The 13,210-nt window shown below is 38.3% G+C and carries 14 protein-coding genes and 1 pseudogene; all 15 read right to left on the bottom strand.

Going from position 1 to position 13,210, the window contains the following annotated elements; translation table 11 throughout:
- Positions 1-83: 83 nt before the first annotated feature.
- The 15 genes and pseudogenes from DSM106972_RS50240 to DSM106972_RS50310 all read right to left on the bottom strand — a co-directional run bounded on the left by DSM106972_RS50240 (position 84) and on the right by DSM106972_RS50310 (position 13,072).
- The gene (locus DSM106972_RS50240; protein ID WP_127087730.1) at positions 84-620 is read right to left on the bottom strand and encodes a hypothetical protein; all 537 of its coding nucleotides are present in this window, start codon (positions 618-620) and stop codon (positions 84-86) included.
- A gap of 95 nt (positions 621-715) precedes the next feature.
- A complete protein-coding gene (locus tag DSM106972_RS50245) occupies positions 716-1,927 on the bottom strand; it encodes a hypothetical protein (protein WP_127087731.1) in 1,212 nt (403 codons plus the stop codon).
- 158 nt (positions 1,928-2,085) lie between these two features.
- Positions 2,086-2,475 (bottom strand): annotated as a pseudogene (locus DSM106972_RS50250) (type II toxin-antitoxin system VapC family toxin).
- Positions 2,472-2,711, bottom strand: coding sequence for a hypothetical protein (locus DSM106972_RS50255; protein WP_127087732.1), 240 nt, complete (start codon positions 2,709-2,711; stop codon positions 2,472-2,474). Before DSM106972_RS50255 ends, DSM106972_RS50250 begins: the two are co-directional and overlap by 4 nt.
- Positions 2,712-3,042: 331 nt before the next feature.
- The gene (locus DSM106972_RS50260; RefSeq protein ID WP_127087733.1) at positions 3,043-4,137 is read right to left on the bottom strand and encodes a ParB/RepB/Spo0J family partition protein; all 1,095 of its coding nucleotides are present in this window, start codon (positions 4,135-4,137) and stop codon (positions 3,043-3,045) included.
- Positions 4,134-4,889, bottom strand: coding sequence for a ParA family protein (locus DSM106972_RS50265; RefSeq protein WP_127087734.1), 756 nt, complete (start codon positions 4,887-4,889; stop codon positions 4,134-4,136). The genes DSM106972_RS50260 and DSM106972_RS50265 overlap by 4 nt, the downstream gene beginning before the upstream one ends.
- Positions 4,890-5,051: 162 nt before the next feature.
- Positions 5,052-6,296: a GUN4 domain-containing protein gene (locus DSM106972_RS50270; RefSeq protein WP_233786996.1), complete on the bottom strand. Its 1,245-nt coding sequence runs from the start codon at positions 6,294-6,296 to the stop codon at positions 5,052-5,054.
- A gap of 136 nt (positions 6,297-6,432) precedes the next feature.
- Entirely contained in the window at positions 6,433-7,893 is a 1,461-nt protein-coding gene (locus DSM106972_RS50275; protein ID WP_127087735.1) for a hypothetical protein, read from the bottom strand.
- Positions 7,894-7,932: 39 nt separating this feature from the next.
- Positions 7,933-8,592 carry a hypothetical protein gene (locus DSM106972_RS50280; RefSeq protein WP_127087736.1) on the bottom strand — a complete coding sequence of 220 codons (660 nt, stop codon included), beginning with the start codon at positions 8,590-8,592 and terminating at the stop codon, positions 7,933-7,935.
- Between the two features lie 30 nt (positions 8,593-8,622).
- Positions 8,623-10,344 carry a type IV secretory system conjugative DNA transfer family protein gene (locus tag DSM106972_RS50285; RefSeq protein ID WP_127087737.1) on the bottom strand — a complete coding sequence of 574 codons (1,722 nt, stop codon included), beginning with the start codon at positions 10,342-10,344 and terminating at the stop codon, positions 8,623-8,625.
- Positions 10,341-11,183 carry a M67 family metallopeptidase gene (locus tag DSM106972_RS50290; RefSeq protein WP_127087738.1) on the bottom strand — a complete coding sequence of 281 codons (843 nt, stop codon included), beginning with the start codon at positions 11,181-11,183 and terminating at the stop codon, positions 10,341-10,343. Before DSM106972_RS50290 ends, DSM106972_RS50285 begins: the two co-directional genes overlap by 4 nt.
- A 4-nt stretch (positions 11,184-11,187) precedes the next feature.
- Entirely contained in the window at positions 11,188-11,700 is a 513-nt protein-coding gene (locus DSM106972_RS50295; protein ID WP_127087739.1) for a ubiquitin-conjugating enzyme family protein, read from the bottom strand.
- A 3-nt stretch (positions 11,701-11,703) separates the two neighbouring features.
- A complete protein-coding gene (locus tag DSM106972_RS50300; protein WP_127087740.1) occupies positions 11,704-11,952 on the bottom strand; it encodes a hypothetical protein in 249 nt (82 codons plus the stop codon).
- An 84-nt stretch (positions 11,953-12,036) separates the two neighbouring features.
- The gene (locus tag DSM106972_RS53010) at positions 12,037-12,507 is read right to left on the bottom strand and encodes a hypothetical protein (protein WP_201800912.1); all 471 of its coding nucleotides are present in this window, start codon (positions 12,505-12,507) and stop codon (positions 12,037-12,039) included.
- 16 nt (positions 12,508-12,523) lie between these two features.
- Positions 12,524-13,072, bottom strand: a complete 549-nt coding sequence (locus DSM106972_RS50310; protein ID WP_127087741.1) for a hypothetical protein — start codon at positions 13,070-13,072, stop codon at positions 12,524-12,526.
- Between the last annotated feature and the right edge of the window lie 138 nt (positions 13,073-13,210).

Consider the following 13,210-nt stretch of genomic DNA (forward strand, 5'->3'; position numbering starts at 1 on the left):
CCCTGCTTAGTCGTCCTATGCGAGCGAACAAAGACTCCAAATCTCTATAACCGCTTACTACACGTCTATGTGGCTCTTAAATGTTATTGATTTGCAAACACGCGCGTATTTTTCAGGATAAAATGATTATCTTCTTTAACTAAATCACCTGTGCAGCTAATTGGTAAACGCTCCTGATAGGCTTTAATAGCTAAAATGTAATCATGGTCTGCGAGGTCTGTTTGAATTTCTTGTAATTTATCAAACACTGCACACAGTAAAGTAATTTCTCCACTGAGTGTATCGGTTTGAGGAGTAGCGATTTGCGTGACCACACCTTGCACGGTGATGTTGGGATAATTGGTAATAAATTCGCTTAATATATCAACATGATCACGATTTTCTACTACTGATAATGTTTTTAATATGTCGTTGATTCTTTCGGCATAATCACCTAAATCACGTTGGAGAGGTAGCAAGATTTCATATTCAGTCGCGGCATCTTTTTTAAGGCGCCAAATTGACCCAGCATCATCATAGATACGTCCGGTTTCGTGCCAACCTGTTGCTTGTAAGTGTGCCTGCAAGACATCGGGGCTAACAGATTTGAGTATTTGACTATCTTTGGTGGTAACTTTCATGGCAGTCCTCCCGAACTAATGCGTTCAATCATGGCTTGGAGTGATAAGGGGTAAACATGCATGTTCGGCGTATCGCTTGTCAAACCAACTTCGGCTTAAATATCTTTTAGCTCAAGCTCAACAATAAATAATGCCGCCAACGAGATGGTTAGCTTATTGCACAAGTGAAGATAGCGACTATATGCAATTTCTCTCTGAGCGCCAGTGCCACCACTTCTATAAAAGATATTCTCTCCATCTCTCCATATTGAGGCATGATGTGACCCGTTTCTTAATGTACTGTCTAAGCCATCTGTGAAAGTATAAAATTGTTTGGTATGTTCAAAAGGATTAGCTCTTTTCTCTTTGCTAACATCCTTCATATATTTACTCAACGTCATTGACTGAAACTGGTCGTAATCTCTTCCTAGAAAAATATTATTTAAACAGGCAAATACTACAAAGAAGCTTGTTATAGATTCATATGCTTGACCATAATACAACTTTACATTTTCAAAATCTTTTGACCCAATTATCTTATCATCAACATCTTCATCACCAATTCGTGAATGTACAACAACCTGGCTTAATTGGTTATATATCTTAAAATAATCAGAAAAAATTGAGAGATATTGTCGATTATGTTGTGCTTGGAGATTATCTAAGTAAAACTGTAAAAAATTTGCGAACTTCTCTGGGTGATTATCTTTAATTGAATAAATCAATTCAATCACAGGTTTTACAAGTTGCTCAAAACGTGGATAAAAGAGACTATCAAAGAAATTGATTGCAACTTCTTTAGGAGTTGATACTCGCGTTTCTGAAAAATATTTTTGTCGTTGTTTCTCATAATACTCAATCGCCTTTTTAATTCTTTTATCTTGCCCATCTCCATTTTTTAGCAAAAAGATGTTTTTAACTGTAGTCCAAAGATGACTTGCATTTGGTACATTAAATTGTAGCCCTGTATCTTGGGTTTCTATTCCTAGAAATTTTCTATTTGAAACAAATCGTAAATACGGCGTTATTTTGTTCATGTATAACAATGAAGGCAGTGCCATTCGGTCATGAATCTCATCTTTATTGAATGCGAAAAATGGATGTAAATTTATGACAATTGCATTCTTATCTTCATGTTCTTCAATAGTTACATTTTCCTCTGCTTGAAAATAAGCACTAGGAGGATTTGCTCTCACAACTACTGAAATTGGCAATCCACAAGTTTTACAATCAAAACTATGAAGCTGGTATTTTTCTGTGCCAACTCCCGCCCGTAAGATATACTTTTCTCTACAGGTATTACAACTAGCGTAGTTACGTATGATCATATTTACTTTTACTTTGCGTTTGCTAATAACTACTTCCGGATTTTCGTATTTCCCTCCAGCAATTTATGTTTGAATAAATTGCTCATATCGAGGGCTTAAGTTAGGATGTTCATAATTTTTAAAAGTTGTAGATTAGCTCTTATACCTCTATTCTGACACTACGACAGTGTTTCTACGTCTGGATAATCAAGGATTTTCCCATCAGCAGTTAATAAAGGGCAACCATTAATCCTTGCTGTCGCTACAATTATTTGGTCGAAAGGGTCAGTATGAAATCCACTTAACTGTGTTGAATCAATTACTATCGGTAGAGTCAAATTTAATAGTTGTACTCCGGGGTAAGCCAAAGCAGCTTCTAGCCATTCATTAATTGGGCAGGAAAAAACAAGCCGATTTTTTTCTACTAGTTTAGCAACTTCCTAACAAGAAACAATACTTACTCCCAAACCCTGAGATTGATATTCCTCAATATATTGTTGATGTTTGTTGGTTAATCGTTCGCTACCGTCAACCCACCAGACCCAAATATGTGTATCAAGTATAATCATTGCAAAACTTCCCAATCTTCCAAAGCAACTGGTTCAGTGGGGTCATCATAACGAACTACTTTCCCACGCAATGGATAAAGATTTGCCTCTGGTTGGCTGGGTAATGCAACAGTCTGTTGTGGAGTTTGAGTTTCTAGAATAATCACCTCCACAGCATCCCCTGCATGAAAAGGTAAGCCACGCAGTGTTAAAGTTCCATCTTCAGCTAAAACAGCTTCTATTTTATGAGCAAACATCAAGTTACTCCTATTTTTAATAGAGAGGGAAAAAGAGAAAATTATTTACTTCCTCTATTTATTATGAAGCTTTTGCTATAAGAACGCGAAGAATTTCGGAGCAGCCTCTACCTATAAAACAAATGGCACTCGGCGCCAAAACTGCGTCTCTTTTTTAAGCGGGATGATAACCGCTCACACCCAAGAAGGGTGGAGCTATTGATACGAAGCCCACCTACGTGGACTAGTCTCTTTAGCCCACGCAGGTGGGCTTTGTTCTATTAGCCACACCCTTCTTGGGTGCTGGCGGGTGACGGTAGATAAGAGAACGAGGAGTTTAACCGCCACCCTTTTACCCCACATTTCCCAGCATTTCCAATTGGTCAAGCAACTTTTCTACCTGTTTGCGCTTAGATGGGTCAGACCAAATACGCGACTTTCTTAACTTGGCAGTCGCAGCAGTAAAGCGCTCTTTGTAATTGTTCGGCTCTGTTTTTTGGGTATTTGGGGCTTTATTCTCACTGATATATTGCTTGATTTCGCTTAAAGACCAGTTTTGGGCAATAGCTTGTTCTAAAAAGGCTGTGCGTTCATCCTTATCTTGAATCTGGGCAATAGCTTTGGCTTTGGTGTACTCAAGGTTGCCTTTCCGTAGTGCCTCAAGGATATCTTCTGGAAGGTTTAACAACGGTAAGCGGTTATTAGCAAACGATTCCCAAGTCATTAACCCCAAGCCATCAAACACTTCTTCAACAATAATAAGGTCTGGATTTACTTGATTATCAGCTTCTGGTTTATCGTCTCCCTTTCCAATAACGTTATTGGAAACTTCCTCAGAATCTAATACATTTGACTCAACATCGTTATCATCTAAATTATCCGGCGCCGACTCTGTGTCCTCTTCAGATAATAATGAGTCGAATTTCTTTTTTCCAATAACGTTATTGGAAGACTTAGCAGATGCTTTGCGTTCGTGTTGCAGGCGCCGTAGTAATGGCGGAATTTCTTCAAGATTTCGACCTAGTTTAAGAGCCAGCAGTTGCAGGATGCCTTCGGTTTCCTCAACTGGGTTAAGGTCTTCTCGCAGTAAATTTTCTATCAGTGCCAGTTGATAAGCTGCGTTTTCGTCTAACTCTCTAATAACGACGGGAACTTCTTTTAATCCTATTTCTAATGCAGCACGGTAGCGTCGCTCACCTGCTACTAATTCGAGTTTTCCTGCATCAACAATACGTACCAATAAAGGTTGCAAGATGCCATGCTGTTTTATAGACTCAGTTAACTGCCTTAATGCCTCGGAGTCAAAATAACGGCGCGGTTGTGTCGGTGGCAGAGAAATCCTGTCTAACGAAATAGATACTTGAGAATCGGAATTAAGGGCGCCTGTAGTGTCCCAAGGTACTTCGATTTTGCTTTTAAGGGGTTGGCTGGTTTTAGTGCGTCTCATTGTAATGACTCTAAGCTAACGGCTATTTTTTTCAAAATTTGAACAGATGGATGCTTTGGTTCATACACCGCAAGGGGCATTCGTTCTTCTGATGCATCAACAAAAGCAGTAGAGCGAGGGATGGGGGCAAAGACAGTTCCGGCGCCTGCTAGTTGTTCCGTGATGGCTGCTAAAGTACGAGTGTCCTGGGAATTGCGCGCGTCATATTTTGTGGGCACAAATCCGGCTATTTGCAGTTTACGGTTCGGTTTGTTACGAACTGTAGCCACCGTTTTTAACAGTTCACCTGTGCCCTCAAAAGCTTTGAAATGGGTTTCCAGAGGCACAAGAACATGAGTGGCAGCTACAAGCGAGATGTAAGAAAGCAGCCCCAAGCTGGGAGGGCAATCTATCAATATAAAATCATAATCTTCTTGAATTGGTTCGATAGCTTCTTTGAGGCGGAAATCCCGCATGGAAGCATTAACCAATTGCATTTCCGCCGTACTGAGAGAAATATTAGCAGGAGCTAAATCCATACCATGAATTTTCTCAACAATAGGCAGGGGTTGTTCCTCCACAATAGCATTGTGGACAGTTTGTTCTAATTGCCTCGGAACCAAGCCCATAAATATAGTTAAACTGGCTTGGGGGTCTATGTCAATAAGCAGGACACGATGTCCCAGTTGCGCTAGTTGGTAGCCCAGGTTCTGAGTAAGCGTGGTTTTGGCAACACCTCCCGCCTGGTTAAAGACTGCGATGATTCGGCTCATAAGTGAGTTTTGTTTACCTGCCCCGTTATACATAACGATAACTGGTCAGGGGACAATTGGCGCCGTTTTTTTGGAGAGAGGGGGCGCCTGTATTGCACGTTAAGAGTTTAATGATGTTAACGCGCGAGCATATTGCAAAGGAAAGCGAGATAACGGTAAATATTACAAATTACAACTATACATACGAGGGAAGAATCCTAAATCATTGGGTCTTCTAGCTCCCATAGTCAAATGGACTTTATATGGTAAGTGCCCTGGAGGGGCTGAAGTACTAAAATTAATACCCTCTAATGACCCATATTTGATCCACTCTCCTTTTACTCTCCATCCGGTGCTATCTCCAAAATTCTTCCAGGCTTCTACGTAGTAGTTGCTATCAGGCTTCCCACCAGCGTTCAGATAAATTTCTTTTTGAACGCTGAACCCAAAGCGTCCATTACTATATTTTTTCCACAAATTATCAATTGTGAGTAAATCTGTACAAGGAAAACTCGAAAGTCGTTTATAACTGATAGAATTGCTTTCTCCAAGACCGACAGCTTGCAACATTACCTGTTCGGTTTCTTTGTCAGCCTCAAACCAATTTCCTGCTGCTAGTAGTTTTTGTAAATTCGTGTAGTTTAATCCTTTTTCTGAATTTAGATCATCTTTATTTGGATAAGAATTTGGTATGGGAACCGACTGACTGTTAGGCTCTACAGCAGTATTACGAAATAGAGATTGCCAAAATGAAGGGTCAGCTAAATTTTTAAGAGGAGTTGCATATATTATAAAAAATAGAAAAGCTCCAGCACTAACATAGCCAAGCCGTGTCAGGAAAGTATCATTCCTTCTAGGATTGTTTGGGTTACTAGGTATCTGAGAGGAACTTAAATTTTGTGCAGATGTGCTATCTTGCCAATTTATATGTGTTCTCTGAGTATTTGATGTACCTGAAGTTTGAGGATTATGTCTAGGATTGGTAGTTAAAATTGTTGGGTTAAGGGTAGTTGCTATCGCTTCAACAACGTTAGTGCTTCCACAAAAGCAACGTCTTCTTTCATTCCATGCAGAAATTGTCATAACCCGTGAGCAATTCATACATTTCATCCCTCGCTCACCTGATGTAAACGAGTGTATTGTGTATGCACAATTTATACCCGCTTCAAAAGTTTCTAGTGTATGATTTTCTGAATTCCTATGAGTAAAAGCAGTCTGCGCTTCACTAGTTTGAATTTGTATTGAATTGGTACTAAGACGAGCTAATGCTAGAACCGTGCTTGTACTTCCACAAAAGCAACGTCTTCTTTCATTCCATGCAGAAATTTTCATAACCCGTGAACATTGGACACATTTCCTTGCTTGCTCGCTAGGGCGAAATGTATACCCAGTCCAAGTACAATTGACACCAGCCTCAAAAGTTTCCATTTCCAATATTTGATAAGATTTTGGATAAATGACTCAAGTTATCTTGTGCATCTTCGCGTTGACTTTGATAGACACAAGTGCGATTCCCATAGAAGTCTATGATTTTTGTTTCGGTTTTATTTGGTGTCCTCGAATATCACAGCCAAGGGCTAACTTCCAGAAGCCCTTGTTTGCGAAAAGTTACTCTAAATAGAGCTATAGGTTCATTAATTATCCCATCACGTTTATCAGAACCATAAAGTAAGTTAGGTAAGGGAGTTTGTCCTGCTGCGTAATTTGCCTCTTTGCTAAGTGCCTCGTAACCTACGACTGTACCATCAGCCACCACACCCACGCGGTAGGTCCAATCTTGTGTTAGGCTAGAACGATTAGTCCAAGCTGGATTAATCTTGTTATAAATTTGGCGATTTAATGCACGTAATTGCGAAGAATTGGTAATTTTAGGAACTTTTCTTAGAAGTGTTTCTAAATTTCTAGGAGAATCAATTAGCCAACTGCTATTTTTTTTATCCCATACTAAAAATAAACGGTGAGCTTCATCAACAGATTTATTTTTATCTTTTATAAAATATCTAGCTTGAACATATACTCTAGCATTCTCTTCCGTGTTTAATTCGATATTTGTGTCTAAAACCTCTACTCTTTCAATAGTTTTCCAATAGTTTGTATAAGACGTATAACCTGCCTCATTAACTAATTTATTATTTTTAAAATTTGCAGATAAACGATTCCATGCTGTTGAATATTCACGATTATTAATAAGTGAGTAATAATCTTGCAAAAATTTATCTGGGGATTTTCTATTGGATTTAAATACTTGAAATTTTTCTTGTGAGACTAAAGATTGCCAAAATAGAGGGTTAATTAAATTTTTAAGTGGTGTTGTATATGTAACAAACAATAAAAAAGCTCCAACTCCAACAAGCTTCAGTAATTTTAAAGATAAATTTGAACTATTTGTAGAGGGATTATTAGTATTATTAGAAATATTGGTATTTATATTAGTCTGATTAGATGTTGAAAACTGTCCAATGTGAGTATTAGTATTACCTAAATTTATAGGGTTAGTAGAACTTGTTGAAGTGTTTGCAGGAGTAGTGTCGCGCCAATCTATAGGTATCCTCGTAACTTGGCGATTAATGGTTAAATTTGTCGGGTGAGAAGTCGTTGCTATTGCCTCAACAGCGTCAGTGCTTCTACAGAAGCAATGTCTTTTTTCATTCCATGCAGAAATTGTCATAACCCTTTGACAACTCGGATTAAGACATTTCATTCCTCGTTCACCTGATGCAAAAGTGTGCATTGTGTAGGGACATTTGACACCAGCCTCAAAAGTTTCTATTCTTGAATTTTCTATATCTGTGAAAGTTAGGTGAATTTGTTCTATGTTCGCTTGAGTTTGTACTGGATTGATACTAGAAAACGCTATCGCTTCAACAGCGTTAGTACTTCCACAAAAACAGCGTCTTCTTTCATTCCATGCAGAAATTTTCATAACCCGTGGACAATTCGGGTTAAGACATTTCATTCCTCGCTCATTAGCGCGAAATTTATGTCCAGTCCAAGCACAATTAACACCAGTCTCAAAAGTTTCCATCTCCAAATATTTACTGAGGTTTTAGGTAAATAGCTTAAATTATCTTGTATTCCTTCGCGTTGACTTTCTAGTTTTTTTAGATGAATTTTGTTGGTGTGTTATGGGTTCAGAGGTTGTTGTACTATCTTCATCTCGCCAAGTTAATGTTTTTGTACTTGACTCAGATACAGAGGCTGTTGTAATATCTTCATCTCGCCAAGTTAAGGATGGTTTAGGTTGTGTAGAAGTTTGATACGGCTGAACTTGCTTATTAAGAATCTCGGCTACGTTGCTATCTACTTCAACACCATGATTAGTACCTCCATATCCGGCATTACCATAAGCTTGACGCGCTCTGTAATCTGCTAATTTTTTAACTTCGTTGTGTGTAAGGGTGTGTTCTTCCTCATTTGTTAAATTAAGTTCTTGCTTTTCGGCTTCTGTTAAATCAAGCCTTCCTGTTTGATTTTGTCTTGTAATTCCTTCTATTAGCCCGTCTTTACCAATTGTGTGTTTATTTCCTCGCCTGCCTTGAGAGTACCATTGTCCATTACTCTGCCAGTGGTGGGTGTGATATGTAACACTGTTTTTTTCTAGACTGTCCTTATCGCCAGAAGATAAAATGTGCCAATTTCCATTGTTATCTTTTCCGAACTTAAACCAAAGACCACTATTACTATCTAATTGTTGTGCTTGGCTCCAATTTATATTGCCTGACATAAAAATATCTCTCAAATCATATACAACTTATTAATCTCGCCAGTCTAATCTTCGCCTACTTCTTTCCTGCTCCGGTGCTTCTTCCGCAACATCACTATCACGCCAGTTCAAGCTGGGATAATTTGAACCAGTAATAGCTCGTGGTTGAGACGCGGTATCACGCCAATTTAATCTGAATCTTGCTGAAGGTTGCCAAATAATACTTGGTTCTAACGTTCTTTCGTAATCCACTAGAAAAGGTTTGCGGCAAGCTTGTCTACAATGGACAATAGCCACATACTCATTTCCAACGGGATACTGAATTTCTCTAATATCTAGTACAGCAGTAGATTCACGCCAATTTTCATACCTTTGTCGTTCTGAGCGAGTCCGTAACCAAGGAAGTTCATCTTGTGGGTTAGGTTCGTGATATCTACGTTTTCTCTGATTTTGATTGCGGGAACCGATTCGGTTACTCAGCCACTCTGCTGCCCCATAACCAACACCGCGACAGAGAACAACAGTATCAAAATTCTCCATAACCTGTTCTCGATAATCTGGCTCAATTTGCTCTAAACTTTGAGCGGCAATAACTATACTTCCTCTAGCCGAACGAGCTACGCTGCTAAACTCCGCAATATCAATTTGTTTTTGAATTCTGGGAAATTCGTCTATCCAGAAAATAATACCTGTACCTTCTTCGTCTTGAGTCCATCGCTCATAGAATATGGTCATTAAAACATCAATAAGAGCAGACGATATTTTTTTAGAAATATCACGTCCTGCTAATTCAGCACCAATTACCAGTAAAGTAGGTCTTTCTTGAATATCCCTTAGTAAAATGTCGCTATGTTGTGTTACTTGTTCAAAATTAGACCAAGAAAAAAAGCTAATGGCATCTTGAATAACCCACGTAAAACTTTGCTCTGAATCATCACTGTCTTGCATCAATCTTATTTGAGATTGAATTGAATTTTGTAATCGAGCATCCTGGGATTGTTGTAAAAGTTCTGTTAATCTTTCTACAGGATTTTCAGCGATTTGGTAAATATGACTTAATGTTGCTGTATTACCATAAATATGCTTAACCAGCATTATCCACTGAGCAATCCAAGAGATATCTCTCATGGCGAAGTTCCGATTTTCCCCTAAGTCATCAGTGGCGCCATATAAAGACTTAGCGAGTATTTTCGCTTCGTGTAGAGAGCTAACATTGTCTAGAAGGTTAATACTATGGCTGCGATAAGCTTCCTGGGGAAGCGCGCTCCAATAAATTACTCTAACTCCTCTCTGCTCCGCATATTGTCCGAGTTTATCTATTAATGAACCACCTTTTACATCAATCACTATATTAGATAAACCCGCATCAATAGCTGCTTTAATACCCGGAATAACTAACCCTTCGGTTTTGCCAGAACCAGGAGGACCAATAATTGCTATATTTTTATAAATAGATTTTTCTTGCAACCAAATATTTTCAGTTTGGTTAGCTCTACCCCCAGATATTTCCAAGAATCGACCTAAATTAAAAACAGGCTGTGTTGCAAATCTGTCTGAATTTTTTATAATTCTAGCTTGATTAAATGGAGAACTAGAACTGTCAAGAATATTAGTAATTTCGTTAATACTAGCAGTTCCAGAATAGTCTCTTATATCTCTAACATTTATATCTGTGGGAGGTAAAGGCTCGTTAGGACCAATTACAGTTTCTCCTCCCCCGAATAAGTTTCTTAATCCCCATCCCCAATTTTCAAATGTATCTTGCCATGTCATGGTGTTATTTTAAAAACGCTAATAAAAAGTTGCACTAGTTTTCTAATATTAAGAAAAAAATTATCTAAATCTGATAATATTTCATCTTCCTCTTCGGCATCTGGAGATAGACTTCGCTGTTCATATAATACAGGTTGACTTCTATTTCTATTTCCTTGCTCTTGAATAACTTGTGCATTGCTATTACTTAACTGCTCTGGCTGTAAATTAATATTTGTTTCTGACTCGATATTTTCAGGCAATACAGATGATTTGTCTTTAATATATATAAGGCAAGAATTTTCAATTCTTCTCCCATTTTCCCCGTAAAAATAGCCTATCTTATGTTGTATCGGGTCATAAACAGTAGCAATTTGCCAAACCTGTTTGAAAGATAATCTCTGTGTATTCAAATCTGTACCAGAGAGAAAAATTCCATGACCAGGATGGGAATGATACCAGCCTACAATTGTAGTATTAGGAAAAGTTTGCTTTTGAATTTTAAGTATTTCCTGCCAACATTCAGGAGTAAACTTAAAGTGAACTCGATTACCAACTGTATACGGTGCCGCAATCGACCCTAAAATTTCTGTATAATGACTTTTGGTTTCTGGACAAAAGTAAGCTTGTCCAACTAAAACACCTCCTGTTTCGTTGTTAGGGTCTATGGTTAAATGTTTTTTAAGTTCATCTTCAGCTTCTTCAACAATGAAAATATTCATTGGCTTGTTGCTGAGAGTCGCGTAAGAGCATCCAATATTTAGTTCAAATGATGCTTCTTTTTCGTTTAAAAAATCCTGAAGATGACGACTAATGGGTTGGTAGACATCTTCAGAATCACGCCACTTGAGTTTGGACATAAGTTTACCTCCAGGTAAGATTCGGCTTTGACTGACTAGTAGTTGAATCTGTACTCAGTGGGAATAGATGTTGATTTATATTTGCCCAGTCTCTAGCATTACTATTAGCTGGTACTCCAAAACGACGAATTTCATACTGGATCATGCTAATAACTCTCTTTACTAAAGCATCTAGAGGTTGATTAAGTTTTTCTAATTCACCCCCTTTGAAGCAAAATCCTCCATGTGAAAATACATTGGGGTGAAAAATTGGGGTTTCCATTGTCACATTAGGTAGCTTTCCTGGGTCAGGGTATTCAGATGGAAAATTGCTAATAACAATAATATGTTCTGTTCGATACTTTGGTATATTACTGCTTACTGACTCTACTCCCTTACAGTTAGAAAGCTGAATGCGATAATAATCTGGAGGTTCACCCCTTTTTTCTAGTATTTTGATTTTAACCGGTTCATTAAAAGCGCAGAGTCTTTGTAAGGCTCGATAGTCGTTTGTTAATCTTTCGTCACGAATAGACATAATTTAGCCTCCTTCAGCTTCAGGTGTCAGAATAAATACAGCACCCGACGGGATGCTAGCACTTTGGAAAGTGTCATTGTCTCTTACTGCTTTGTTGGTTTTCTCTAAAACTAGAGCGCAAGGGACGGTGGATAAACCAGCCATCTCTTGTGCTGCTTGTCGAAAGTCACCCAGAGTCATATCTAGCGGAACGTCGGTGGTTTTTCTAAAATCTCCACTAAGATTTCTCACAGTTACGGTTATGCCTTCCATAATTTATTGTTTTCTCCAGTTTAAATACTTGTATCGTTAGCAAATAAATCTACATTGACGCGCTGGTTATTATAAGCGTACCTCTTAACCTTCAGCTTCAGGCGTAATAACAAATACAGTACCAGGCTCGATACCAGCGCTTTGGAATGTGTCATTATCCTCAACTGCCTTGTTCGTTTTCTCTAGAACCAAAGTGCAAGGGACAGCGTATAAACCAACCATCTCTTGTGCTGCTTGTCGAAAATCACCCAAAGACATATCTACTGGAACTTCAGCTGATTTACGAAAAGTCTGATCACAAGTTCTTACGGTCACGGTAATATCCTCTCGGTAAAAGTTTGATTGTTCCCACTCAAATGAAATTTTAATGACATTTTTGTGACCATAATTTATAATTTTTGATGTCAAAGTTACTTCCCCACATTCCATAAATAAATTTCTTACTTTTTCATCACGTACTTGCTGCAACAGGCTAGTTGCTAAATTTACCTTTTCTTTTAAAGAAAGCTGATTCGTCAAAGTGTCTACTTGCTGTATTAATGTATTATCTATCATGATTTCGCTTTGCAGTTTAAATATTTTGATAGTCAGAAACTAACTCAATGTTGATGCGCTGGTTATTATGAATATACTGAATAACTTCCTGGTCGCATAAAGTAAAAGTCGAAAATGTCCTTTCAGCATCTTCAGATACACTAGTAATCTGGAAATATTGTGTAGCTATTCTATGGGATTCGCCACACTGGGGGCATTTAAGCTGACCTTGTTTTATTTGTTGAAGAGGCTTTTGAATAGGTTCAACATATCCACATTTATAACAAGTAAGCTTTGATACGAAATCAAAAGGTAGCTCTAGCTTCCAATCATCGCCCAGATCAAGTTTGGTTGCCACTTGTTTAGGTGTATGGTCAAGGCTAAATCGTTGGTAAGGGGTGTCTTGGGTTTCTAGGATTGACCAATGATCTGGACATTCCCTATCCAAGCTAAATTCGATTGTACGGAAACCAATTGGAACACTAACTGGCAAAATTAATTGTGTTCCTGGCTTGAGGTTGCTATCTCCTAGCAACAACTGTACTGCAACTTCTACTTGGTAAGCTGCAATTATAGAGGCAGTCATAATCGTTGTAGCAAGTTTTGGCTCCTGGTAATCATCTTTTAAAAATCCACAGGAGTACCTGATACTTTTAACCTGGACATTTTTGAACATCTAAGACATTCTCAATGTTTAGTACAACATCACCAACAGAGTCAGTGA

The organism is Dulcicalothrix desertica PCC 7102 (genome assembly GCF_003991905.1).
In the GTDB taxonomy this organism is placed as follows: Bacteria; Cyanobacteriota; Cyanobacteriia; order Cyanobacteriales; family Nostocaceae; genus Dulcicalothrix; species Dulcicalothrix desertica.